20 protein-coding genes, 1 tRNA gene and 1 riboswitch are annotated in these 24,142 nt (G+C 61.1%); of the genes, 13 read left to right on the top strand and 8 right to left on the bottom strand.

The window, feature by feature from the left end; all coding sequences use genetic code 11:
* Window positions 1-345: 345 nt before the first annotated feature.
* The 3 genes from ACMFWR_RS09750 to ACMFWR_RS09740 all read right to left on the bottom strand — a co-directional run bounded on the left by ACMFWR_RS09750 (window position 346) and on the right by ACMFWR_RS09740 (window position 2,738).
* Window positions 346-939: a hypothetical protein gene (locus tag ACMFWR_RS09750; RefSeq protein WP_413191476.1), complete on the bottom strand. Its 594-nt coding sequence runs from the start codon at window positions 937-939 to the stop codon at window positions 346-348.
* 321 nt (window positions 940-1,260) lie between these two features.
* The gene (locus ACMFWR_RS09745; protein ID WP_413191475.1) at window positions 1,261-1,734 is read right to left on the bottom strand and encodes a DUF4145 domain-containing protein; all 474 of its coding nucleotides are present in this window, start codon (window positions 1,732-1,734) and stop codon (window positions 1,261-1,263) included.
* A gap of 266 nt (window positions 1,735-2,000) precedes the next feature.
* On the bottom strand, window positions 2,001-2,738 hold the full coding sequence (locus ACMFWR_RS09740; protein ID WP_413191474.1) for a hypothetical protein: 738 nt from the start codon (window positions 2,736-2,738) through the stop codon (window positions 2,001-2,003).
* Window positions 2,739-3,458: 720 nt separating this feature from the next.
* On the opposite strand from ACMFWR_RS09740, the gene ACMFWR_RS09735 reads away from it, so the two are divergent.
* Window positions 3,459-4,469, top strand: a complete 1,011-nt coding sequence (locus ACMFWR_RS09735; RefSeq protein ID WP_413191473.1) for a tyrosine-type recombinase/integrase — start codon at window positions 3,459-3,461, stop codon at window positions 4,467-4,469.
* 9 nt (window positions 4,470-4,478) lie between these two features.
* Here the strand turns inward: ACMFWR_RS09735 and ACMFWR_RS09730 are convergent.
* A tRNA-Leu gene (locus tag ACMFWR_RS09730) sits at window positions 4,479-4,565 on the bottom strand.
* A gap of 97 nt (window positions 4,566-4,662) precedes the next feature.
* Here ACMFWR_RS09730 and ACMFWR_RS09725 point away from each other — a divergent pair.
* Together ACMFWR_RS09725 and ACMFWR_RS09720 are read left to right on the top strand one after the other, a co-directional pair.
* The gene (locus ACMFWR_RS09725) at window positions 4,663-5,463 is read left to right on the top strand and encodes a phosphodiesterase (protein WP_413191472.1); all 801 of its coding nucleotides are present in this window, start codon (window positions 4,663-4,665) and stop codon (window positions 5,461-5,463) included.
* Window positions 5,464-5,535: 72 nt separating this feature from the next.
* Window positions 5,536-6,708, top strand: coding sequence for an MFS transporter (locus ACMFWR_RS09720; RefSeq protein ID WP_413191471.1), 1,173 nt, complete (start codon window positions 5,536-5,538; stop codon window positions 6,706-6,708).
* Between the two features lie 2 nt (window positions 6,709-6,710).
* On the opposite strand, the gene ACMFWR_RS09715 is transcribed toward ACMFWR_RS09720, so the two are convergent.
* The 4 genes from ACMFWR_RS09715 to ACMFWR_RS09700 all read right to left on the bottom strand — a co-directional run bounded on the left by ACMFWR_RS09715 (window position 6,711) and on the right by ACMFWR_RS09700 (window position 8,801).
* A complete protein-coding gene (locus ACMFWR_RS09715; protein ID WP_413194843.1) occupies window positions 6,711-7,343 on the bottom strand; it encodes a response regulator in 633 nt (210 codons plus the stop codon).
* Between the two features lie 259 nt (window positions 7,344-7,602).
* Window positions 7,603-8,118: a ferritin-like domain-containing protein gene (locus ACMFWR_RS09710; RefSeq protein ID WP_413194842.1), complete on the bottom strand. Its 516-nt coding sequence runs from the start codon at window positions 8,116-8,118 to the stop codon at window positions 7,603-7,605.
* A 306-nt stretch (window positions 8,119-8,424) separates the two neighbouring features.
* Window positions 8,425-8,586 carry a DUF1328 domain-containing protein gene (locus ACMFWR_RS09705; protein ID WP_413191470.1) on the bottom strand — a complete coding sequence of 54 codons (162 nt, stop codon included), beginning with the start codon at window positions 8,584-8,586 and terminating at the stop codon, window positions 8,425-8,427.
* A 38-nt stretch (window positions 8,587-8,624) separates the two neighbouring features.
* A complete protein-coding gene (locus tag ACMFWR_RS09700) occupies window positions 8,625-8,801 on the bottom strand; it encodes a DUF1328 family protein (RefSeq protein ID WP_413191469.1) in 177 nt (58 codons plus the stop codon).
* A gap of 740 nt (window positions 8,802-9,541) precedes the next feature.
* On the opposite strand from ACMFWR_RS09700, the gene ACMFWR_RS09695 reads away from it, so the two are divergent.
* From ACMFWR_RS09695 to ACMFWR_RS09650, 10 genes are all read left to right on the top strand, one after another.
* On the top strand, window positions 9,542-9,682 hold the full coding sequence (locus ACMFWR_RS09695) for an entericidin A/B family lipoprotein (protein ID WP_413191468.1): 141 nt from the start codon (window positions 9,542-9,544) through the stop codon (window positions 9,680-9,682).
* Window positions 9,683-9,881: 199 nt separating this feature from the next.
* On the top strand, window positions 9,882-11,993 hold the full coding sequence (locus ACMFWR_RS09690) for an FAD-dependent oxidoreductase (RefSeq protein WP_413191467.1): 2,112 nt from the start codon (window positions 9,882-9,884) through the stop codon (window positions 11,991-11,993).
* A gap of 74 nt (window positions 11,994-12,067) precedes the next feature.
* Window positions 12,068-12,169, top strand: a riboswitch (TPP riboswitch).
* Window positions 12,170-12,242: 73 nt separating this feature from the next.
* Window positions 12,243-14,159 carry a phosphomethylpyrimidine synthase ThiC gene (thiC, locus tag ACMFWR_RS09685; protein WP_413191466.1) on the top strand — a complete coding sequence of 639 codons (1,917 nt, stop codon included), beginning with the start codon at window positions 12,243-12,245 and terminating at the stop codon, window positions 14,157-14,159.
* A gap of 171 nt (window positions 14,160-14,330) precedes the next feature.
* Entirely contained in the window at window positions 14,331-14,762 is a 432-nt protein-coding gene (locus ACMFWR_RS09680; protein WP_413191465.1) for a hypothetical protein, read from the top strand.
* 367 nt (window positions 14,763-15,129) lie between these two features.
* A complete protein-coding gene (locus tag ACMFWR_RS09675) occupies window positions 15,130-16,767 on the top strand; it encodes an L-lactate permease (RefSeq protein WP_413191464.1) in 1,638 nt (545 codons plus the stop codon).
* Window positions 16,768-17,354: 587 nt separating this feature from the next.
* Window positions 17,355-18,935 (top strand): methyl-accepting chemotaxis protein, encoded by a 1,581-nt coding sequence (locus ACMFWR_RS09670; RefSeq protein WP_413194841.1) that lies wholly within the window; start codon window positions 17,355-17,357, stop codon window positions 18,933-18,935.
* 123 nt (window positions 18,936-19,058) lie between these two features.
* Window positions 19,059-19,556 (top strand): chemotaxis protein CheW, encoded by a 498-nt coding sequence (locus ACMFWR_RS09665; protein WP_413191463.1) that lies wholly within the window; start codon window positions 19,059-19,061, stop codon window positions 19,554-19,556.
* The gene (locus ACMFWR_RS09660; RefSeq protein ID WP_413191462.1) at window positions 19,553-20,977 is read left to right on the top strand and encodes a CheR family methyltransferase; all 1,425 of its coding nucleotides are present in this window, start codon (window positions 19,553-19,555) and stop codon (window positions 20,975-20,977) included. The genes ACMFWR_RS09665 and ACMFWR_RS09660 overlap by 4 nt, the downstream gene beginning before the upstream one ends.
* On the top strand, window positions 20,970-21,809 hold the full coding sequence (locus ACMFWR_RS09655; protein ID WP_413191461.1) for a chemotaxis protein CheW: 840 nt from the start codon (window positions 20,970-20,972) through the stop codon (window positions 21,807-21,809). Before ACMFWR_RS09660 ends, ACMFWR_RS09655 begins: the two co-directional genes overlap by 8 nt.
* The gene (locus ACMFWR_RS09650) at window positions 21,806-24,142 is read left to right on the top strand and encodes a hybrid sensor histidine kinase/response regulator (RefSeq protein ID WP_413191460.1); all 2,337 of its coding nucleotides are present in this window, start codon (window positions 21,806-21,808) and stop codon (window positions 24,140-24,142) included. Before ACMFWR_RS09655 ends, ACMFWR_RS09650 begins: the two co-directional genes overlap by 4 nt.

Below are 24,142 nucleotides of genomic sequence, written 5' to 3'. Positions count from 1 at the left end.
ATTCGAGTTGCGGGCGTTGATGCGCCTTTAATCGCGGTTTTGCGCCTCAGGAATATCGGTCTGGGCGCGTTTAGAGTGGCTGACCACGGAGCAGTCCAAAGTGCAGACCAAGTCAAAAGACGTAACCGTGACGAAATAAATCGCGAATATCAAAAGCCATCACAGCTGAATCGACTGTACAACGAACTGCAGCGCGCGACACGTGAACATGACGTGACGAAGCCGAGAGCCCCTACAAGGATTGATCTTGCGAATGGGGCGCCTTCAAGCATTAAGTGGGGGTGACATTTGAGGGGCACATTTAATATAGCGTCGCATGTCAGCCGAATCACCTCCCTCCAAGAATCAAGGAGCCAAATCAAGTAGTATACCGCTTTTCTTATAGTAGCCATCTAATTCTGTGAGAAATAAATCAAAATCATTTTCTGTTTTTATTCTCATATAATCGGATCGGAGTTTTAGATAGGCAGGCTCGCCGATATAAGGACGTATCATTTCCATATGTTTTTCGGAGTAAATTCGAATATCAGCAATGGTTGTTCCGCGTGCCGCCATGAATATGCAAAAAACAAACAAAATACCCCAATAACAGACCGAAAGCCAGCTAGAAAAAAACCGCTGCATCGCCTCGAAAAATCCGTCGGTCACAATACTATTTCGCTGCGCACGCAGGGAGACCCAGAGCAAAAATCCCGACGATAGCCCCATTATAAAATTTATGACCATGCCGCCTGATGGGGCCGCATATAGGTTCGCGGCTGTTAAATAAATTGAATCCGAGTAAGACTGAGAAATGAATGATAAGAATCCCGTTATTTTTGCAGCGGAAAAACTAAGAAATGGAGAAAGAATTCTCTCCCAAACCCCACTGCTTATGGCACCGACAATAATCGTTCCAAATAACCCAAGGAAAATTTTTAGTGGTTTGTTGAAATTCATTTTTTCTGACCTTACGTTTTTAGCTCTGTAATTTTGTCCCGCTACCTTGCCTGCGACGACCGAAACTAGCAACTAGAGTGCTACGTCCGCTGGGGCGCAACCGTCGGATCAATCCGAACTTCCCAACGCCATCTTAATGCGAGGATTGCTCAATCAGGGTACAGCCATTGTCGCGGCGCACAGTACCTGCTGTTCATAGGGAGACCGAGTGCATCACGACCTCAACGATTACGTACAACGCACATTGCAACATCAGGGCGACCTGCGTGCGGCGACGCGATCAAGCGAGTACAGCCTGCATCTTGAGTGCGCGCAATTCGTTTAGCCTTGAGCTTTGGTCTGGGCCTTACCAGTCGCCGCTGCGATCACTTTCTCCATGTGCTGTTGTCGTTCATAGCGATGGACATACCATTCTTGAATCAGCACCTCTATGAGCTTAATGAGCAATTCAGCTTCGTTTTGATCGACATCAACGATTAAATTAATGTCTCTCTCCATGTGCGCGCCGATATTTCCGATTTTCCTAACTGAATCGATAGCCTGCCATGTCGTCGGATCAATCTTTTCCTTCAGCGCCTCGATTTCGTCGACTAATCTCGATTTTTGAATTCCCCAAAAATCTCGGATAACACCTTGCAGACAGCGGCGCGACAGAGTGGCGGACGCTTTCGGGCTAAGGCTTGCTATAGCACATGCTTCCTCATAGTCCTGAATGATCGGCTTAGGAACGTAATCGGGAAATGGTTTAGCGCTCGATTGAGGCCTCATAGACCAAGATTCGATATTTGCACCCACGGCCTCCCACCTACCATTCATTTCGACCGTTCTCAGCGTCGCCTGAAGAGTAAATTCTTTGCACTTATCATTCGGGCATATCGTAACGAACGTTGTCAAACCAAGCGGGCCTATTCTATTATTCTTATTGAACACGTGCATGCCGTGGCTAAAATTCTCATCCGTGATCGTCGCAACGTGATTGCAATAGGGGCACGTCCAGGAATATGACATAACTTGTATTTTGCTGTTTCGGTGTTCGGCTGTGGTTGGTTACTGGCCCAGTGTTATGCGCCGCCGAGTAATTTCCAGCCCGATTCGAGCAAAGGCGCAAGCTCATGGAGATTTGCTGCTACCGTTGTAACGACCGCCGTATTTTCCAGAATCTCGACAATCTTTTCTCCGATGGTCGTTTGACCCTTTAGTAACTCCCGGTAATCGTGGTCTGTTAAAACTCGTCCGCATGCCGCATTGACCGCATCGAGAACCGGCATCACTCCCGTAATGAAATACTCATCGATCGAATTTGCGAGATTTGCTAAATACCTCGTCACAGTGAGCTTCAGCGCGTCATCCAGGTCCGAATTTCGAACGTCGCTAAGCAGCGCATGAATCGACTCGCGAATCTCCTCTAGCTTGGGCCTGTCCGCAGGTTTATATGCGACGACCATTTGCAGCATTTTTGCGGTGTTGCTCAGATAATTCATCGCATGTGCGTCTATGAGCGACGAAAAGGAATTCCATTGAGCGGCCAGATGGAGCTTCACGAACGCGCTATCTACTTGTCCGCGCCAGTGCGACAACATCGCGGTTTCGTCTGGGTAGTGTTCGGTCATACCCACGGCGATTTCACGTGGAAGCCCCATCACTTCCGCGAGCCGCCTCGTGAGCAGCGGATGGTCGCCCGGTTCAACTCTGAGGACACTCGTCCACACGTCCCTACATACTTCTCCCGGGTTGTGCGCCAAGGCTTCTTTCAGAATCTGGTGCAAACGTGCAGCAGGATTATCTACGGTCATTGCCAAGATGGTTTCTCGATTGAAGTTTATGACTCGGCCCGGTCTGAAAGTCCGATCGCTAGATCCGGCGTAATCGTAACCGAAACCAACGCGCCCGCTGAATCGTTCCTACCAATTCCTTGAACACCCCCTCCTCGAACAAGCGAGATGCGAGCTTTTAGGAATTCAAAACGGAGCCTCACGACCGGTTTGTTAATTACGCCGTGGGTCATCCTGACGTGCGCGGCCCTTAACCTAGGAGGAAATGAGTCAGCCAGGAGTCACCGACATGCAGCTACTCGCCGTAGCTAGCAAGGCTATCGAGCTGTACGCGATGCGTCATCCGCGACCTAAGCACGTCACGCAGATCCAGGCTGCGGAAATGCTCGAAGTCCACAGGCACACCGTGCGACGCTTCGTAGAGTCTGGCCGACTAAAGCTTAATAAGCTCGGCCTGATACCAACAGAGCAAGTAGACGCCCTGCTGAGGGCTGAATAACGGGAGGCTTCGGCCCCCTTTTTTATTGCGGGGAGTAAATGGCCTCAATCACCAAATACAAAGACCGATACTGAGTTCAGGTATTCGTGGACGGCAAGTGGATCAGCAAGATTCTTGACACAAAGCGCGAGGCGAACGCCTGGGGAGCGTAGCAGGAAGCCCAGGCCAGAGAGCGCAAGCACAAGCCCGCAGGCGAGCTGCATACCGTGCGGGAGATGCTGGAGCGATGCAGCCGGGACGTATCTTCAATGAAGGCTTCAGCGCGGCAAGAGCGGCTCCGTATTGCAGCCCTGATCCGAAACTTCCCGCTGCTCGCTGAAAAGACGCTGGCCCAGGTGCGTACGCCGGATCTAGCAGACTGGCGGGATGCTCGACTGCAGGGCTTTATCGGGCCGGATGGTGAGCCGGTGCGGCCTGTCTCGGGGTCGTCGGTAGTGCGTGACGCGGTGTGGCTCGGGAATGCCTTCAGCGTTGCGCGCCTTGAGTGGCACTGGATGCAGAACAATCCTTGGGAAGGCTTCCGCCAGTCGATGGCTGCACCGCCCCGGGACCGTCGCGTAGATCCCTGGAAACAGGTGAGGCCACTCTGTAGGCGACTCGGGTACGTGACCGGTGCGGTTCCCACAACGAAGCAGCAGGAGGTCGCCCTGGCGTTTCTCGTGGCGTTGCGAACGGGTATGCGCGCTGGCGAGCTTCTGCAGCTCGGGGGCGGTATGCTCGGCATTGTCCAGCGCGTCGCCACGGTAAAGCACAAGACACAGCACCTCACGGGCCGCCCCCGGAAGGTGCCTCTGACCCGGCATGCAATCCGGCTGCTGCGCCCTGTGGCGTACAAGGAGTCCTGTTTTACGCTTACCTCGGCCTCGCTCGATGCGCTATTCCGAAAATGCAGGGACCAGCTCGTGATTACCGGTCTGCACTTTCACGACTCGCGAGCAGAGGCGCTAACCCGGCTGAGTCGTAAGGTCAATGTGATGACGCTCGCGAAGATCTCCGTGCATAAGGACATTGGCCTGCTGCAGAACACGTACTACCGGGAGACTGCCGCGCAGATTGCGGCGCGCCTCTCGGCGTGTGGAGGCCGCGTGCCGCTAGCGTACGACCGTGTGCACAGAGGTGTGCAGTCTGTGCGCAGCCCGGAGTACAAAGACCGACTTTCCGTGTATCAGCCTGTACTAGGCTGCTCCTGGCCAATCCTGCTGGGTAAGGCTTCTGCCCAGAGTGCCCTGCTGGCACTGCCTCCTAGCGACACTGCTTGAAATGCGCCATGGTGCCCGAGACCGGAATCGAACCGGTACGACCGCGAAGTCGAGGGATTTTAAGTCCCTTGTGTCTACCTATTTCACCACTCGGGCAAAGCGGACCCGGATTCTAACATCGCTGCCTGTGCGCGCTAACATGGTTCTTTGCAACGTTGCGCACCCGCGCAGTGTCGCGTAAAGGATGCCCGCCATGCGCCTTGCTCAGATCAGCGACCTTCACGTCAGACCCGAAGGACAACTCGCCTACGGTACCGTCGACACGAACCGGCTTGTTACGGTGGCCGTCGATCGGCTCAATGCGCTCGGCGATCAGATCGACGCAGTGCTTGCCACCGGCGACCTGGTCGACGAGGGTCGCCCTGACGAATACGCCTACCTGCGCACGCAACTCGACCGGTTGACCCGGCCGTACTACCTGATGGTCGGCAATCACGACCTCCGGGCCCCGTTGCGCGAGGCATTCGGCGACCACACCTACCTGCACGATGCCGGGCCGTTCGTCCAGTACGCGATCGATATCGGCGAGGTCCGTGTCGTCGCCCTCGACTCGCTCGTGGAAGGCGAAAGCGGCGGCCATCTGTGCGAAGCCCGACTGACCTGGTTGCGCGACACGCTGGCGCGTTCCGCCGATCGTCCTGTGATCATTGCGTTGCACCACCCGCCGTTCGAAACGGGCCTCGCACAGATGGACGAGATTTGTCTTGAGCATGAGTCGGCGCGTGAATTCGAGCGCCTGGTTCGCGACCACCCGAACATCGAGCGTGTGCTGGCGGGCCATGTGCATCGCCCCATGCTGCGCCGCTTTGGCGGGACGCTGGCGGTGACCTGTCCGTCGACCGCGCATCAGGTCGCGCTCGATCTGCGTAAAAACGAACAGATGGCCTTTGTGATGGAACCGGGAGGCTTCGCCATTCACGACTGGATGCCCGGCCGCGGCATGGTCACGCATTTCGGGGTGACAGGAAATTTTGGCGACGTGCACCCCTTCTGACCCGCATCACACGCGCTTATCCGACCTCCGGTATGATCAGCGGCTCTTCTGAACCGCTGACTCCTTCGTCCCATGTCGAACGACAGTTCGCCCGCGCTTTCTCGCAGCACGTTGATGCTGATGGCCACGGCCGCCGGTCTTTCCGTTGCCAACATCTACTACAACCAGCCGCTGCTCGACGATTTTCGACACGCCTTTCCATCCGACGCTCACTGGGTCGGCGCGGTGCCGACGATCACACAGGTCGGCTACGCGGCGGGCATGTTCTTCACGGCGCCGCTTGGCGATCGGTTCGAGCGCCGTTCGCTGATCCTGCTGATGATCATCTGCGAATGTGTATCTCTCGCGGTTGCAGCGGCAGCGCCGTCGCTGTGGGTCCTGGTCGGAGCGAGCCTGATGATCGGGCTGCTCGGCACCATCGCGCAGCAGATCATTCCCTTTACGGCCGAACTGGCCCGCCCCGAGCAGCGCGGTCATGCGGTCGGCACGGTCATGAGCGGGCTGTTGCTCGGCATTCTGCTGGCCCGAACGGCCTCGGGCACGATCGCCTCGTTGACCGGCTGGCGCTCGGTATTTACCGCGGCCGTTGTCGCGATGATCGTGCTCGGCGTGCTGATCATGATGCGTCTGCCGCGCAGCACGCCGACATCGAACCTGTCGTATCCGAAACTGCTCGGCTCGATGTGGCATCTGTGGCATGAATTGCCCGTGCTGCGCGAAGCCTCGCTGACCGGAGGCGCCCTCTTCGGCGCGTTCAGCGCGTTCTGGACCACGCTCGCACTGCTGCTCGCCGATGCTCCGTTTCACTATGGGCCGCAGGCTGCCGGTCTGTTCGGCCTCGTGGGCGCCGCGGGCGCACTCGTCGCGCCCATGGCAGGCAAGTCGGCCGACCGTCGCGGCCCGCGGATCGGCATCACGCTGGCGCTTGTGATCACAGCGCTGTCCTACGGGGTATTCGCGTTGTCGGCAGCGAGTCTCACGGGTCTCGTGATCGGCGTGCTGCTGCTCGATATCGGTGTTCAAGGCGCCCAGATTTCGAATCAGGCACGCATCTTCGCGCTGAAGCCCGAAGCGCGCAGCCGCGTCAATTCGATTTTTATCGTGTTCTATTTCATCGGTGGCGCAGCGGGATCGGCGATGTCGGCCTACGCATGGCGCACGCACGGATGGCTTGGCGTATGTTTCGTGGGCTTTGCGTTCACGCTCGTGGCCACTGCCAGCCATCTGGCGCGTGGCTGGCGGTAGCTCTATTCGAGTAGTCCGTTCTTGACCGCGTAGTACGTGAGATCGGCGTTGCTTGTCATGCCCATTTTCTCGAGCACGCGCGTGCGATACGTGCTGACGGTCTTGACGGACAGATTGAGATCGTCGGCAATCTCGGTCGGCAGTTGTCCGGCCGCGAGCTTGCAGAACACCTGAAACTCACGCTCCGACAAGCCCTCGTGCGGCATATCGTGTTCGGGTTTCGTGAGCTTCTGGGCGAGCGCGTCGGCGGCCGATTCGGACAGATACCGATGGCCGCGGGCCACCGTGCGTATCGCGCGAACGATCTCATCCGGCGCCGCGTCCTTGCTGATATAGCCGCTCGCACCCGCCTTGAGCAGGTTCAACGCATACTGGCTCTCGGGATAGCCCGACAACATCAGCACACCCTGCTCGGGACGAATCTGCTTGATCACGCGTAACGTGTCGATACCATTCTTGTCGGGCATGCCGATATCGAGCAAGACGACGTCAAACGACTGCTCGCGCACCAGCGCGATGGTCTGTTCGCCATTGGCAGCTTCGGCAGCGACTTCCATGTCGGGCTCGTCGGCCACAAACTCCTTGAAGCCGCTTCGCACGATCGCGTGATCGTCTGCGATCAGGACTCGAATCATCGGCACCAGACCAGCCTTTAAAAAGCGAGCGGCCGAAGCCGGCGCTTGCGATTGAACGCGCGACAGCGCCGGTGCGGGCGCATCGGCCAGCGCTGTCGATGTGGATGGCATTCTAACGCCCGGTCTCATCGCAAGGCACACCGGTGGAACGCGCTGTCCGCCACGGACAGCGCGCCGGGTGAAGCGCTTGCCTGAGATACCCTGCCTCGAGATGCCTTGCTTTGCGATGCCCTGCCTGAGCAGGACATTTCAGCGATGCTCATTCGCGCCCCTCAAGCAGATCCGCCATATCGTCGGCGTGCTCTTCCTCGACGGCCAGAATCTCTTCAAACATGCGTCGCGTCGTGATGTCGTTGTCGCCGAGGTACGTGACGATGGCCTTGTAGCTGTCGATCGCAATGCGCTCGGCAATCAGGTTCTCGCGGATCATCTCCGTGAGCGACTGTCCTTCGGCGTATTGCGAATGACTGCGCGAGGCCAGCGAGTCCGGGGCAAAATCCGGCTCGCCGCCGAGTTGAACGATCCGCTCGGCCAGCATGTCGGCGTGTTGCTGTTCCTGCGTCGCATGCTCGGCGAACTCCGCCGCGACGCCTTCCGAGTTGATGCCCTTGGCCATGAAGAAATGGCGCTTGTAGCGCAACGTGCAGACGATCTCGGTCGCCAGCGCGTCGTTGAGCAGCTTGAGCACCGTTTCGCGATCGGCCTTATAGCCTTCGGTGACGGCACCTTCCTGAATATGCTTGCGTGCATTCTCGCGAATCTTTTCGACATCCATCACGAATGCACCGCGATCCTTTTCGTTGCGCACGCTGACCGGCGCACCGGCTTTCGAGCGCAACGCTTCCTGAGTGGTCTGAGCCATGTATCGTCCCCTTGGGTACGGTTGAGATGAAGCAGGGGTAGCGAGACCGGACATGCGCGCCTCGTTGCCGAACGCACCGCCCGTACGTGCTACCCCTGGCAAAGCCTGACTGATGCGCTTTGCGATCCACGTCAGCCTATGTAGCAATCGATGGACCCGAGCCCGGCCGAAGCGCTGACGTGCGCGGCACCGGGCTCGTGTGCCTGACAAGAGCCGGCACTATGTCCGGAACACGCCCATCAGCAGCGTGACAACGAACACCACGAGAAAGATATAAAACAGGATCTTCGCGATTTCCGCCGCACCGGCAGCGATACCTGTAAAACCGAACACCGCCGCGATGATCGCGATCACGAAGAAAACCACAGCGTAATGAAGCATGGCGACCTCCTTGTTGTTGTAAACAGCGGCCTGCGCGGCTAATCGACGATCTTCTTCGCGATCGTGAAACCGAGCACAAGAAACACGACAAACAGCACGAGAAATACGACGAACAGGAACTTCGCAATCGCAGCGGCGCCCGCTGCAATGCCGGTAAATCCAAGCAGCCCCGCGACGACGGCGATGACCGCAAAGAACAGTGCCCACTTGAGCATGATCAGCCTCCCAGTCAGGTGATGGTGGAGGCATCGTAATCACGCAGTGACGTAGGCGCATTCCGTCGATGGCTGTTTTTCTTGTCGGAATCCGCTGACACGCAAAGAAGTTTGCGTCCTCATGAAATCGGTGGGTGTCGTCTGACGTTGTGTGAAGTTGTCCGGAGCGCCGTCCGGCGGCACCTGCGTTTGCGAACAGCCGGGACAATGAATCCGCGTCAGCGAGCCCTGCTGAAAACATCCGCGCTCCACGTCGCGCACTCACGCTCGATGCAGTCGATGCAAACGCATCGTCGTGCGACGAGTTAGCGCGGCGGCGTCTTGTCCCGTTCGACGGGCAATACGACATACGAATGCAGCGACCACGCTGGCAGCGAGCATTCGTTACCGCGTCATATCCAAAACTTTCACGTTCGACGTGCTTTCCATCGGGGCAAGACTTCGCGATACGTAACAACAGCACGGCAAAACGCGGAATACCGCCGATTCAGCCCGACCTGGCCAAATTCTTGCAAAGCGTTCAATGAGCCTCCGTTTGAACGGTCTGAAACACCGTTTTGTTGACCGGCTGCGGCCTTCTTGTAGGCATGCGCCGACACAAAATCAGGAATCGGCCCACGCGCCTGTGATCACTTCGCTGGCAGCGGTTCGGACATTGGCTCACTACGATGCAGACATGCCTTCGGTACATCTCCGGCCCAAGCCGGAATCCGGTAAAACCGCTGACAAGGAGAACGACCATGACGCGACTGATCGCACTAGCATTGCTCACGAGCACCGTGCTGCTTGCCGCCTGCAACACCGTCGCAGGCGCCGGCCAGGACATCCAGAACGGCGGCGCAGCGCTTCAGAACAAAGCGCAAGAGCACAACAACGAATAGCCCGGGCGGGAATGCGTCGCGCGACGCAATCGATCCGCGCGACTCGATCGTTCGATTGAGCGCGTCTGGACGGTTGTCCGCGCGACGTGACCGCGCGACGTGACTGAGCAACTAGAAGAGACCCTCCTCGCCGCCGCGCGCGCGAGGGTGTATCGTCCGCCAAAAAATCGGCGGTCTGCGCCGCTCACCGGTCTCTTCCATGTCCACACCCCACGCGTCACCCTACCCGCACCTGACTGCGCCGCTCGACCTCGGCTTCACGACACTGCGCAATCGCGTCGTGATGGGTTCGATGCATACCGGACTCGAAGACCGGTTCTGGCAGTACCCGAAGCTCGCCGCCTACTTCCGCGAGCGCGCCAAAGGCGGCGTGGGATTGATCGTCACGGGCGGCATTTCGCCGAATCGCGAAGGCTGGCTGCTGCCCTTCGGCGGCACGCTGAATTCGATCTTCGACGTGCGCAATCACCGGCTCGTCACCGATGCCGTACACGCCGAGGGCGGCAAGATCGTGATGCAGATTCTTCACGCGGGTCGCTATGGCTACCAGCCGTTTGTCGTTTCGGCATCGGCCATCAAGTCGCCGATATCGAAGTTCAAGCCGCGCGCACTCGACGAGCGTGGCATCGAGCGCACGCTCGATGCCTACGTCCGGTGTGCGAAGCTCGCCCAACGCGCCGGCTATGACGGTATCGAACTCATGGGCAGCGAGGGCTACCTGCTCAACCAGTTCCTGAGCCCGCGCACGAACCGTCGCACCGATCGCTGGGGCGGCGACCTCGAGGGCCGCATGCGCCTGCCCGTCGAGATCGTCCGGCGCGTGCGCGAGGCCGTCGGCGAACGCTTCATCATCATGTACCGGCTGTCGGTCGTCGATCTCGTGGACGAAGGCAACACCTGGGATGAGACGGTCGCCATCGCGCAGGCCCTGGAAAACGCTGGCATCACTTTGCTCAATACGGGCATCGGCTGGCACGAAGCGCGGATTCCGACGATCGTGACGTCTGTGCCGCGTGCCGCGTTCGCGGGATTTACGCAGCGGCTTCGCGCGTCGCTGCGCGTGCCGGTGGTTGCATCGAACCGCATCAATACGCCGGACGTCGCTGAATCGCTGCTCGAGAATGGCAGCGCAGATCTGGTTTCGATGGCGCGTCCGTTCCTCGCTGATCCCGAGTTCGTCAACAAGGCGGCCGCGGGCCGTGCGGACGAGATCAATACGTGTATCGCCTGCAATCAGGCGTGCCTGGATCACACGTTCCAGAATATGCGTGCGACGTGCATGGTGAATCCGCGTGCCGGCCACGAAACGACGTTGATCTATCGCCCGACGACGAACGCAAAACGCGTCGCGGTGATCGGTGCGGGCCCTGCCGGGCTGTCGGCCGCGACAGTCGCCGCAGAGCGCGGTCATCACGTGACGCTGTTCGACGCATCCGATCGAATCGGCGGTCAGTTCAATCTCGCCATGCGCATTCCCGGCAAGGAGGAATTCGCAGAGACGCTGCGCTACTACGGCAAGCGTATCGAGCGTCTTGGCGTCGAGTTGCAACTCGGCACGCGTCTCACGCACGACGATCTCGCTGCGCTCGGCGCAGACCATATCGTGATCGCGACCGGCATCGTGCCGCGCGCGCCGTCAATCACAGGCAGCGACGGGCCGAACGTCGTGTCGTATATCGATGTCCTGCGCGGCGCGCCCGTCGGCCAACGCGTCGCCATCGTCGGTGCGGGCGGTATCGGCTTCGACGTCGCAGAGTTTCTATTGCATCCCGCCGGCGTGCCGTTGCCGGTTCCGGTAGCGACCTGGTTCGACGAATGGGGCATCGACGATCAGGCGCGCGGACGCGGCGGTTTGAAGCCCGCCGTGCCTTCGCATCCGCCGCGGCAGATCTGGCTGCTTCAGCGCAAGGCCGGCAAACTCGGCGCCGGGCTCGGCAAGACGTCGGGTTGGGTCCATCGCGCTACCCTGCTGCGCAATGACGTCAAGATGCTCGGCGGCGTCACGTATCGTTCGATCGATGCCACTGGGCTGCACATCGAACGCGATGGCACGCCGCAACATCTCGAGGTCGACACGATCGTCATCTGTGCAGGACAGGAATCGTTGCGTGAGCTGTATCCGGCGAACGATGCGAACGATGCGAGGAACCGCGGAGGAGATCGCGGCAAAAACAACGCCAACCACAGCAATCGCGAAGATGGCCGCGCCAGTGTCCCGACGTTTCATCTAATCGGCGGCGCGCGTCTTGCCGGCGAACTCGACGCCAAGCGCGCCATCCGCGAAGGTGCGGAATGCGCAAATGGGCTGTAGCGCCCGCAAAGCCGCATCCGGCATCCACCTTTTCCGGCGACTTGCTGCGATCGTTCACGGCGTGTATCGTGTGCACCTCGACGCAGGGGTCCTGCGGTGCATCGCGCCGCGGGTGAGAAATACCCTTTGAACCTGATCTGGATAATGCCAGCGCAGGGAGCGTGGTGGCGCGACTCCCTCCTTCCTGCGCCATCAACCCTTCCCCGTTGACTAGCCTGATCTCCTGCGTGGTCCCCTTCAGGAGATGCAATGAACGCCAACCCGAAATTCGTATCCGCGCAAGCGCACGTCGATGCCGCCGCGGTCCAGCCGCTCCCCAACTCCCGCAAGATTTACGTGACCGGCTCGCGCGACGACCTGCGCGTGCCGATGCGCGAGATCTCGCAGGCCGACACGCCGACCGGCTTCGGCGGCGAAAAGAATCCGCCGGTCTACGTCTACGACACGTCGGGTCCGTACACCGACCCCGATGCGAAAATCGACATCCGCGCCGGCCTGCCGGCACTGCGCGCGCAATGGATTGAAGAGCGTGGCGACACCGAGCAGCTGCCCGGCCTGTCAAGCGCGTTCGGACGCGAGCGCGCCGCCGATCCGGCCACGGCCGAACTGCGCTTCCCGTCGCTGCATCGCCAGCCGCGTCGCGCGATAGCCGGACGCAACGTCACGCAGATGCACTATGCGCGTCAGGGCATCATCACGCCGGAGATGGAGTTCATCGCGATCCGCGAAAACCAGCGGCGCGCCGAATATATCGACGGCCTGCGCAACTCCGGCCCGCAAGGTGCGAAGCTCGCCGATCTGATGGGCCGCCAGCACCCGGGCCAGAACTTTGGGGCGGTCATGCCGCGTGAGATCACGCCCGAATTCGTGCGCGAAGAAATCGCACGGGGTCGCGCAATCATCCCCAACAACATCAATCACCCGGAAAGCGAGCCGATGATCATCGGCCGCAATTTCCTCGTGAAGATCAACGCGAACATCGGCAACTCGGCCGTCACGTCGTCGATCGGCGAAGAAGTCGACAAGATGACGTGGGCGATCCGCTGGGGCGGCGACACGGTGATGGATCTGTCGACGGGCAAGAACATTCACGAGACGCGTGAATGGATCATCCGCAACAGCCCCGTGCCAATCGGCACCGTGCCGATCTATCAGGCGCTTGAAAAGGTGAACGGCAAGGCCGAAGACCTCACGTGGGAGATCTTCCGCGACACGCTGATCGAGCAGGCCGAACAAGGCGTCGATTACTTCACGATTCACGCGGGCGTGCTGCTTCGCTATGTGCCGATGACCGCGAATCGCATGACGGGCATCGTGTCGCGCGGCGGCTCGATCATGGCGAAATGGTGTCTCGCGCATCATCGCGAAAGCTTCCTGTACGAGCACTTCGAAGACATCTGCGAGATCATGAAGGCCTACGACGTCGCCTTCTCGCTCGGTGACGGCCTGCGGCCCGGTTCGATCTACGATGCCAATGACGAGGCGCAGTTGTCGGAGCTGAAGACGCTCGGCGAGCTCACGCAAATCGCGTGGAAACACGACGTCCAGGTCATGATCGAAGGCCCGGGTCACGTGCCGATGCAGCTGATCAAGGAGAACATGGATCTCCAGCTCGAGTATTGCGACGAAGCGCCGTTCTACACGCTCGGGCCGCTGACGACGGATATTGCACCGGGCTATGACCACATCACATCGGGCATCGGCGCGGCGATGATCGGCTGGTACGGCACGGCGATGCTCTGCTATGTCACCCCGAAGGAGCACCTCGGCTTGCCCGACAAGGACGACGTCAAGGAAGGCATCATCACATACAAGCTCGCGGCACACGCCGCTGACCTCGCCAAAGGTCATCCGGGTGCACAGGTACGGGACAACGCCCTGTCGAAGGCGCGCTTCGAATTCCGCTGGGAAGACCAGTTCAATCTGGGCCTCGACCCGGACAAGGCGCGCGAATTCCATGACGAAACGTTACCGAAGGACTCCGCCAAGGTTGCCCATTTCTGCTCGATGTGCGGGCCGCATTTCTGCTCGATGAAGATCACGCAGGACGTGCGCGACTACGCAGCGAAGACGGGTCTCAGTGAAGATCAGGCGCTGCACAAGGGCATGGAGGTCAAGGCGGTCGAATTCGTGCGATCGGGTGCGGAGATTTACCAGAAGCAGTAACGGTGTCGCCGGGGCTGTCGACGCATCGCGCCTTCAGCCCCGATGGATCGACGCCTCACCGCTGAAATGTGCTGAAACAAGCGTGACGCTTTTTGCAATAGTTCAAGGCACGGATTTTCATATCCTTGAATGAGTGCGCCCGTCTTATTCGTTGGCGCCGGGGAGAATGGAATGAAAGCCGGTTTGATCGGCGCGGCGGCAGCCGCGTTTGTACTCGCGGGGTGCTACTACCCCGGTCCTTACACGTATTACCCGGCGGTGCCAGCGCAAGCAGCAGGCGTCGAGACCATCCCGCCGAACTCGCCCGACTATCCGCAACCGGGCTCGGCACAGACCACGCCGCCCTCGGCCCAGCAAAACGCGCCGTCGCCGGGATCGGCTCAGTCGCAAACGCCGCCGCCGGCTGGCTATAACGGCGGCACCGTGTACTCGGGCCAACCGGGCTATACCTGCTATCCGGGGTATCCGTGCTACCCGGCCAATGGCTACCCGGGTTACCCGGCGTATCCTGCCTACCCCGCGTACCCGGTGTATCCGGCCTATCCCGTCTACGGCGCGCCCGCCATCGGCTTTGGTCTCTCGTTTGGCGGCCACTGGCACTAGTGCCTGAACCCGAGACATCGACCCAGTCGACGCTCCGGCTCTGCGATCCCGAAACGCCCGGCGGTGACACACCGACCGGGCGTTTTTTCATAATCGGCGCACGCCGAAACGTTATTGCCGCAATTGCACAAAAGCGCAAAACACGCGTTGCTCGCCGATCGCTGCTGCGGGCATCGCTGCGCAGGCCGCTGCGCGCATCTCCCCTTTTACCGCGTAATCTCCGATTGCGAACGAATGAAGTCCTCACTACGCTAGATTCAGCCTCGTGGGTCTCGTGCACCTATTGCCCCCCAAAGCGGGCAGCACGCGAAGGCAGAAGCATCTGGGCGTCACTGCGGTTCTCATACGAAAACAATCAGGAGACAAGATGTTCCAGCAACTACTGACACCGATCGGCAACGCGCTGTTGCCATCGTTTATCGTCGCGGCAATCCCGATCATCGTGGTGCTCGCGATGCTTGGCTGGCTGCGCCGGCCTGCATGGCAGGCTTCCCTGGGCGGTCTGATCGCCGGCGTGATCATCGCGATCGTCTGGTGGCAATTCCCCACCGATCTCGCGTTCCAGGCCGTGGCGAACGGCGTCGTCTTCGCGCTCTGGCCGGTCATGTGGATCGTGTTCGCCGCGATCCTGCTCTACAACATCGCGCAGCGCTCGGGCCGATTCGATGCGTTCCGCCGGTGGATGATCGACAACATTCCCAACGACCGCCGCATCGTGCTCGTGGTCGTCGGTTTTTCGTTCGGCGCGCTGCTTGAAGGCATCTCGGGTTTCGGCACCCCGGTCGCCATCACCAGCTCCCTGCTGATCATGCTCGGCTTCCCGACGCTCGAAGCGCTGACCTTTACGCTGATCTTCAATACCGCCCCGGTGGCATTCGGCGCGCTGGGCGTGCCGATCACGGTGCTCGGCGCGGTGACACACTTGTCACCCAATGTGCTGAGTCAGATGGTCGGCCGGCAATTGCCGCTGTTCGCGTTCTTCCTGCCGTTCTATGTGATCGCGGTCTATGCGGGATGGCGCGCGATGACGCGTATCTGGCCCGTGCTGCTCGTCGCAGGCGGCAGCTTTGCCGTGACACAGTTCGTCGTGTCGAACTACATCAACTACAGCCTGACCGACGTGCTGTCGTCGCTCGTCTCGCTGATCGTCACGATCGCATTCCTCAAGGTCTGGAAACCCGCAGCCGACCCGCGCTTCGCGCTTGCACTGAATCGCAGCGCACCGGTCACCCAGGACGCCAGTCCGGCGGGTGGCGGCACGGTCGGCAGTGCGGTCGGTGGTGCGCAGGGCTGGTACCCCTGGATCATCGTGTCGGTCGTCGTGATTGTCTGGACAGTCGCCAAGATTTTCATGATCGGCGACGTCAAAGTGAACTGGCCGGGCCTGAACAACGCCGTCTTCATCACGCTGTACAAGAAGCCCTACGCGGCAGTCTGGGACTTCCAGCCGCTTGCCACGGGTACCGCGATTCTGGTTGCGTCGATCATCACGGCACTGGTTGTGCGCCTGCCGGTGCGCGCGTTTTTCGAAGCCGTTCGCGATACATGGGTGCAGACGCGCATCGCCATTCTGACGGTCGCGATGATCGTCGGTCTCGCGTACCTGATGAACTATTCGGGCATGACGTACACACTGGGCCTCGGCGTCGCATCGGTCGGCGCGCTGTTCCCTCTCGTCTCGGCGTTCCTCGGGTGGGTTGCAGTGTTCCTGTCGGGCAGCGACACATCGGGCAATGCGCTGTTCGGCAACCTGCAGGTCGTTGCGGCGAATCAGCTCAATCTCAACCCGGTGCTGATGGCCGCGACCAACTCGTCGGGCGGTGTGATGGGCAAGATGATCTCGCCGCAGAACATCTCGACGGGCGTGGCGACGACGGAGCTCAAGGGACAGGAAGGCATCGTGTTCGCCAAGACGTTCAAGCACAGCATCCTGCTGACGATCATTCTCGGCGTGCTGGTGTGGTTCCAGCAGAACGTGCTGACGTGGATGATTCCGCCGCACTGACAAAAGTGTCATAGGCTTCGAAACGGGTCAGATGCCAGACAGCCGCATCTGACCCGCCAGTCACGCATCTTCACGTATCGTCACGTCGCTTCACGCACATCTGCCCGGGCATCCGCTCGGACATCGTCCTCCTCCCGTCCTCCTGACGTCGTACCGCGCGCCGCCTGCCGCATCCCGCTCAGCGAATCCCGCTCAGGGATCCCGCTCGTCGAATCCCGTTCACCTGGTCTTGCCCCCGCCCACCGGATCCCGGCCGGTGACGCTCGCTCGCCTTCGATTCGCCTTCGAATACCCGTACGGAGAATATTCGTTCACGTGCTTACCTTTTTTATCGCATGGCGTGCTTCGAATCCACGAACAGAGACGCAAAATAACCTCAAATCGCGCCCTGCATCGTCCGTTTGAACCTCTAGAATCGCCTTCAATGGCGTTCGTGCGCCTCGATTTGCAGCCCTTGCATCACAGACCACAAGGCGTTCCTGCAGCGTGCACGGCAAGTTGGTCAGTTTGAAGGGGAGAAGCACAACGTGGGCAAGCTCAGCATTCGACAAAGAATTCTCGCGAGCTTCGGCGTCATCCTGGCGCTGATGATCGTGATGGCGGCCGTCGCCTACTTGCGGCTCAACGCAATCGAGCGCGATACGCAGAGCCTGCGGTCGGACTCGATGCCGGGCCTGCATCTGTCGACGATGCTGCGCTCGAGCTGGTTTGCGAATTTCCTCGCAGTGCAGCGTCTTGTGCTGTTCGACAACGACCCCGAGAGCATCAAGCGCGACCACGCGGAAATCGATTCCACGTTCGACGCGATCGACAAGGCGGCCCACGACTACGAATCGACAATTTATGTCGAAGCGGACCGCGCACGCTTCAACACCTTCAAGAACACCTACGCCCAATACCGTGCGCTTGAAGCCCCTCTTGTCAGCAATGCGGCAAGCGGACGCGCTGCCGCGACGCAGACGTTCAATACCCAATTCATGCCGCTCTGGGAAGGGGGACGCACGGCGCTCACCGCGATGGTCGACGAAAACAACGCGCAGTCTCTCGAGTCGACGGACCATATTCAGGGTTCGGTCGTCGAAGCCGAAGTCGCGCTGTTCTCGGCGGTGCTCGTCGCATTCGTTGTCGCGCTCGTCGCGGGCTATTTCCTGCTGCGTGCGATTACACGACCCATGTCCGAAGTGGTGCTCGCACTCGATGCGATGCGCACCGGCGATCTCACGCAACGGCTCGACCTGCATCGCGCCGACGAGTTCGCCACACTCGAAGCGGGCTTCAATCGCATGGCAGACGAGCTGACCGAACTGGTCGGTCACGCGCAGAAGTCCTCGCTGCAAGTGGCCATGTCCGTATCGGAGATCGCCGCGACATCGAAAGAGCAGCAAGCAACAGCCACCGAAACTGCCGCCACTACGACGGAAATCGGTGCGACGTCGCGCGAAATTCACGCCACATCGCGTGACCTGGTGCGCACCATGAGCGAAGTGTCGACAGTCTCCGACCAGACCGCAGAACTCGCGAGCGCGGGTCAGCTCGGCCTCACGCGCATGGAAGACACGATGGACCAGGTGATGGCCGCGGCCGGTGCGGTCAATGCCAAGCTCGCCGTACTCAATGAGAAGGCAGGCAACATCAATCAGGTCGTGTCGACGATCACGAAGGTCGCCGACCAGACCAACCTGCTCTCGCTCAATGCGGCCATCGAAGCCGAAAAAGCGGGTGAATATGGCCGAGGCTTCTCGGTTGTCGCGACCGAGATCCGGCGCCTCGCCGATCAGACGTCCGTGGCCACGTATGACATCGAGCAGACGGTCAAGGAAATCCAGTCCGCCGTCTCGGCGGGCGTCATGGGCATGGACAAGTTCTCGGAAGAAGTGCGCCGCGGCATGGTCGAAGTCCAGCACGTCGGTGCACAGCTGTCGCAGGTGATCCAGCAAGTGCAGGCACTCGCGCCGCGCTTCCAGATAGTCAATGAAGGCATGCAGGCTCAGGCGACAGGTGCGGAGCAGATCAATCAGGCCCTCTCGCAACTCTCGGAAGCCGCGCAGCAGACCGTCGAGTCGCTGCGCCAGTCGACCCAGACGATCGACGATTTGACGCTGGTAGCAAACGGCCTGCGCACCGGGGTATCGCGTTTCAACGTGAAGCCCGAACGTTTGAGCGCATGAGTGCATGAGGACGTGACGACGTGAGTGCCCGAGTGCGCGCATGAGCTTGTGGACGATGCGTTGAACGAGCATCTGGACGAATACCTTGTTTTTGCGCACCGCAGCTGAGTACCGACACCACCGATGCTATTTCTGATCTTCGAGCTGGGCTCCGACCGCTACGCCATCGACACATCCGATGTCGTCGAGGTGCTCGCACGCGCGCCGCTCAAAGCGCTGCCGGGAACGCCACCGTGGGTGTCGGGCCTGTGCAGTTATCGCGGGCATACGGTGCCGGTTATCGATTTGTGCGAGCTCGCACTCGGACGCCCTGCTTCGGACCATATCTCGACACGCACGGTGATGGTTCATTACCGCAACAGCGACGCCACGGCGGAATCCGAACGCAGCAACGCGCAAAGCAGCGAACCTCATTGGCTTGGGCTTGTCGTCGAGCATGCGAACCGGACGCAACGGTTTGACGCCACCGATTTCAGACCGGGCGGCATCGATACACCCGACGCACGCTGGCTCGGCCCGGTCGCGCAAAGCACCGATGGCCTGGTGCAATGGGTCCGCATCGAACATCTGCTGACAGACGAAGCACGCGAGCTGCTGTTCAAGGAGGCGAACGGATCATGAGCGACGACCGCTTCGAACGGCTGCTCCGTGAACGCATCGGACTCGATGCGTCGTCCATCGGCTCGGCGAGCATCGAGCGCGCCGTACGCGAGCGCGCATTTGCGTGGCTGCTCGCGCAGGAGTCAGCGGTACCGCAACCCGCCGCATCGACCTCCGCCGCCCTGACGGCGTCGCAGCGTGACGCGTACTGGCTCAAGCTGTGTGAATCGGAGGACGAGCTGCAGTCGCTCGTCGAAGCCGTGGTCGTGCCCGAGACGTGGTTTTTCCGCGACCGCGAAGCGTTTGTCGCGCTTGCCCGGATGGCGCGCGAACGTCATGCGCGCTGGCCCGACAGGACGCTGCGCATCGTGAGCCTGCCGTGCTCGACCGGCGAGGAACCGTACTCCATCGCGATGGCGCTGCTTGACGCCGGGCTGCCCGCCAGTGCCTTTTCAATCGACGCGTTCGATATCAGCGCGCGCGCGCTCGAACACGCTGCGCGCGCCGTCTATGGACGTAATGCGTTTCGCGGACATGGGCTCGAGTTTCGCGACCGGCACTTCACCGTCGATGGCACGCTCTGGAAGCTCAACGACGCGGTACGTCGCGCGGTCCGGTTTTCGCGGATCAATCTGTTCGATTCGGCGATTCGCGCGCATGGCCCCTATGACTTCGTGTTCTGTCGCAATGTGCTGATCTATTTCGACAAAGACGATCAGGCGCGCGCCGTCGATACGCTCGACCGTCTGCTCGCAAGCGATGGCACGCTGTTCGTGGGACCGTCCGAGACCGGCACGTTGTTCAGGCACGCGATGCAGTCGGCCCGTATTCCGCTTGCCTTTGCATTCCACAAGTCGGCGGCGCCACCCGTGGACTACGCCGCCGCGCTCGGCGCGTTGCGTTCGCCCTCGCATCGGCATACTCCTTCGCACCCGGCGCAGCAAGTACCACCCACCGCGTCGCCACACACACCGGTGCACACAACGTTACACACGCCGCTGACGCGTGTCGTCAATGCGATGCGCAATCCGGTCACGGCGACATCGTCGCGCCCGAAAGCAGGCAAAGCTCCGCAAGCAGCACCGACTCAAAGCCCGACGCCCGCGGCCGGCGGCGTCGATGCAATGCCGCTCGCCGACGCGCTGCGTCTGGCCAACGAAGGACGGCTGCGCGAAGCGACGCTTGCCGCCGACCAGCACCTGAGCACCTACGGTCCGTCGGCTGAGGTGTTTTATCTGCTCGGCCTGATCGCTGACGCGGATGGACGTGCCGCCGACGCCATGGGCCTGTATCGCAAGACGCTGTATCTCGACCCCGCGCACTACGAGGCACTCACGCACCTCGCCACGCTGCTTGAATCGCAAGGCGATGTGGCCGGCGCGCATCGGCTCACCGAACGCGCCGCACGCGCGAATACATTGCGGGTAAGCGGCCATGGCTGATCCCCGCATCCTGACTTCGCTCACGCTCGACGACTGCTGGAATCGTATCGGCGTGCAAGGCGATCGCTCCTGCGAGCGGCTCGACGACGCCGTGCATTGCCGCAACTGTCCGGTCTATGAGCGTGCGGCCATCGCCCTGCTCGACCGACCGCGCGTCGATATGCCGGACACGGTTGCCGCAGCGAATACACGCGGTCCTGCACCGACGGGGAACGCGGCGGTGAACGGTGCGTCGGCAACAGACATTTCGACACCACACGCTTCGACGACGCGGTCCGGGTCCGATACGAGCGCGACTCACACTGGTACGCCTCAGGTCCTGGAATCGATTCTCGTGTTCCGGCTCGGCGATGAGTGGCTGGGTCTGCCGACGACCGCGTTGCGACAGGTCGCGCCATCGCGTCCGGTGCATCGCATCCCGCACCGCAAGCATCCCGCGTTGCTCGGCGTGGTCAATATTCAAGGCACGCTGCGCCTGTGCATTGCGCTGTCGACGCTGCTGGGCGTCGAATCGTCGCCTGGCACGGCGAAATCCACCGGGCGGGAACGACTGCTCGTGATCGACGGCACAATGAACATCGCACGCGATGCGACGTCAGCAAATGGTCAAAGCCATGGTCAAGGCCACCACGCTTTCGAACCCGTGGTGATACCCGTCGATGAAGTCGACGCCGTGCATCGGGTTCCGGTCTCTGCACGCGAAGCAGTCCCCGCGACGGTGGCCGGCAAGGCGTTGAGCCACGCACACGCCGTGCTCAGGATCCGCGATCGCACCGTGGGCCTGCTGAACGAACGCGTCGTCTTCGAAACGCTCGAGCGGAGTCTGCGATGAGTCACGACGACGACCTGAGCCGGCTCTCGCTCGAGGAACTGTTCCTTCAGGAGGCACAGACCCAGTCACGTGTGCTGACTGATGGGCTGCTCGCGCTCGAACGCACCCCCGACGATGCCGCCACACTCGAGGCATGCATGCGCGCCGCGCATTCGCTCAAAGGTGCAGCACGCATCGTCGGTCTCCAACGTGGCGTCGACATCGCGCACCGGATGGAGGAATGCTTTGTCAACGCACAACACGGCCTCGTTCGGTTGCGCGCCGATACGATCGATCGACTCCTTGAAGGCGTCGACCTGCTGCTGCGCGTCGCGGGAAACACCGACCCGACGCTCGATGCCCGAATCGACGCGTTTATCGCGACCCTCGGTGCCGATTCGCCATCTGCGCCTGACGCTGGCACAGATTGGGATGCGGCAATGCCGGCCATGCTTGAAGACGACAATGTGCAGAACGCTGCACAGCGGCCTGTAGAGCGGCCTGTAGAGCGGCCTGCAGAGCGACCTGCACAGCAGCGCGAGCCATCACCCGCCGTGCCGGAGATCGAGAGCCAACGCCTGGCCATGGAGCCCAACCTCACGGCGCCGGACGATCGGCTGCTCCGCGTCTCGGCTGCGCGGCTCGATCGGGTGCTCGGACTGTCGGGCGAAGCGCTTGTCGAGGCACGCTGGCTGCATCCGTTCGGGGAATCGCTCCAGCGCGTCAAACGGATGCAGCGCGAGGCGGGTCAATCGCTCGACCGTCTGCATGACGCACTCGTCGACACCGGACTGGACACGAATTCGCGCCAGGCACTCGACGCCCTGCGTCACGCGCTCACCGAATCACAACGCGTGCTCGGCGATCGGCTCGCCGAACTCGAACAGTTCGATCGTCGACACGTCAACTTGTCGCGCGAGCTCTACGACGAAGCCCTCGCATGCCGGATGCGGCCCTTCTCGGACCGCACCGCGGGCTATGCGCGGATGGTGCGCGATCTTGCCCGCACGCTCGGCAAGCAGGCGCGCCTCGAGATCGTCGGAGGCTCGACGCCGGTGGACCGCGACATCCTCGACATGCTCGATGCACCGCTCGGTCACCTGATCCGCAATGCGCTCGATCATGGCATCGAGCCGGACGCGGACCGTCGGGCCGCGGGCAAACCTGCGGAAGGCACGATCACTGTCGAAGCCCGGCATAGCGCCGGCAAATTGCAGATCACCGTCGCGGACGACGGCGCGGGCATCGACCTCGATGCGCTGCGTGCCGCGGTCGTCGACCGTCGCCATGCGAATCCGGAGACCGTCGCACGACTCAGCGACGCCGAATTGCTCGAGTTCCTGTTCCTGCCCGGGTTCTCGATGCGCAGCGAGGTCACGGACGTCTCAGGGCGAGGCGTCGGGCTCGATGTCGTCCAGACCATGGTCCGGCAGGTACGCGGCACCCTCCGGATCGTTCAGGCGCCGGGCCAGGGCACGCGTTTTGTGATGCAGTTGCCGCTGACCCTGTCGGTCATGCGCAGCCTGCTCGTCTCGATCGGCGACGAGCCCTATGCCTTCCCGCTCGCGGCCGTGATGCGCGCCGTCGACGTGCCACGCGCGCGGATCGATCTGCTCGAAGGGCAGCAGCATTTCGCGTTCGAAGGGCATCAGGTCGGACTCGTCAGCGCCCGGCAAGTACTGGGCATCGACGGCCCCGTCACCGCACCCGACCCCGTGCACGTGATCGTGATCGGCGACGAACGGCGTGCCTACGGCCTCGTCGTCGACCGCTTTCTCGGCGAGCGCATGCTTGTCGTACAGCCACTTGACTCGCGACTCGGTAAGGTCCGCGACATCACAGCCGGCGCGCTGATGGAAAACGGTGAACCTGTCCTGATCGTCGACGTCGACGACCTGATGCGGTCCGTCGAAAAGATCGTGAACGCGGGCACGCTCGACAAGGTCGGACGCGACGACGCGCTGGCCGGTGCTGCGCGGCGCAAGCGCGTCCTGGTGGCCGACGATTCGCTGACCGTGCGCGAACTCGAGCGCAAGCTGCTCGCCAATCGCGGCTACGAAGTCACCGTCGCCGTCGACGGCATGGACGCCTGGAATGCGCTGCGCGGCGACACATTCGATCTGGTCGTCACCGATGTCGACATGCCGCGCATGGATGGCATCGAACTCGTCACGATGATCCGGCGCGACGCCGTGCTCAAATCGCTGCCGGTCATGATCGTCTCGTACAAGGATCGCGAGGAAGACCGGCAGCGCGGTCTCGATGCCGGCGCGGACTACTACCTGACCAAAGGCAGCTTCCATGACGAGACCCTCGTACATGCCGTGCACGATCTGATCGGGGAGCCGCATTGA

The organism is Pararobbsia alpina (genome assembly GCF_965118125.1).
Lineage (GTDB): Bacteria > Pseudomonadota > Gammaproteobacteria > Burkholderiales > Burkholderiaceae > Pararobbsia > Pararobbsia alpina_A.
This window is presented reverse-complemented; position numbering and strand designations above follow the sequence as displayed.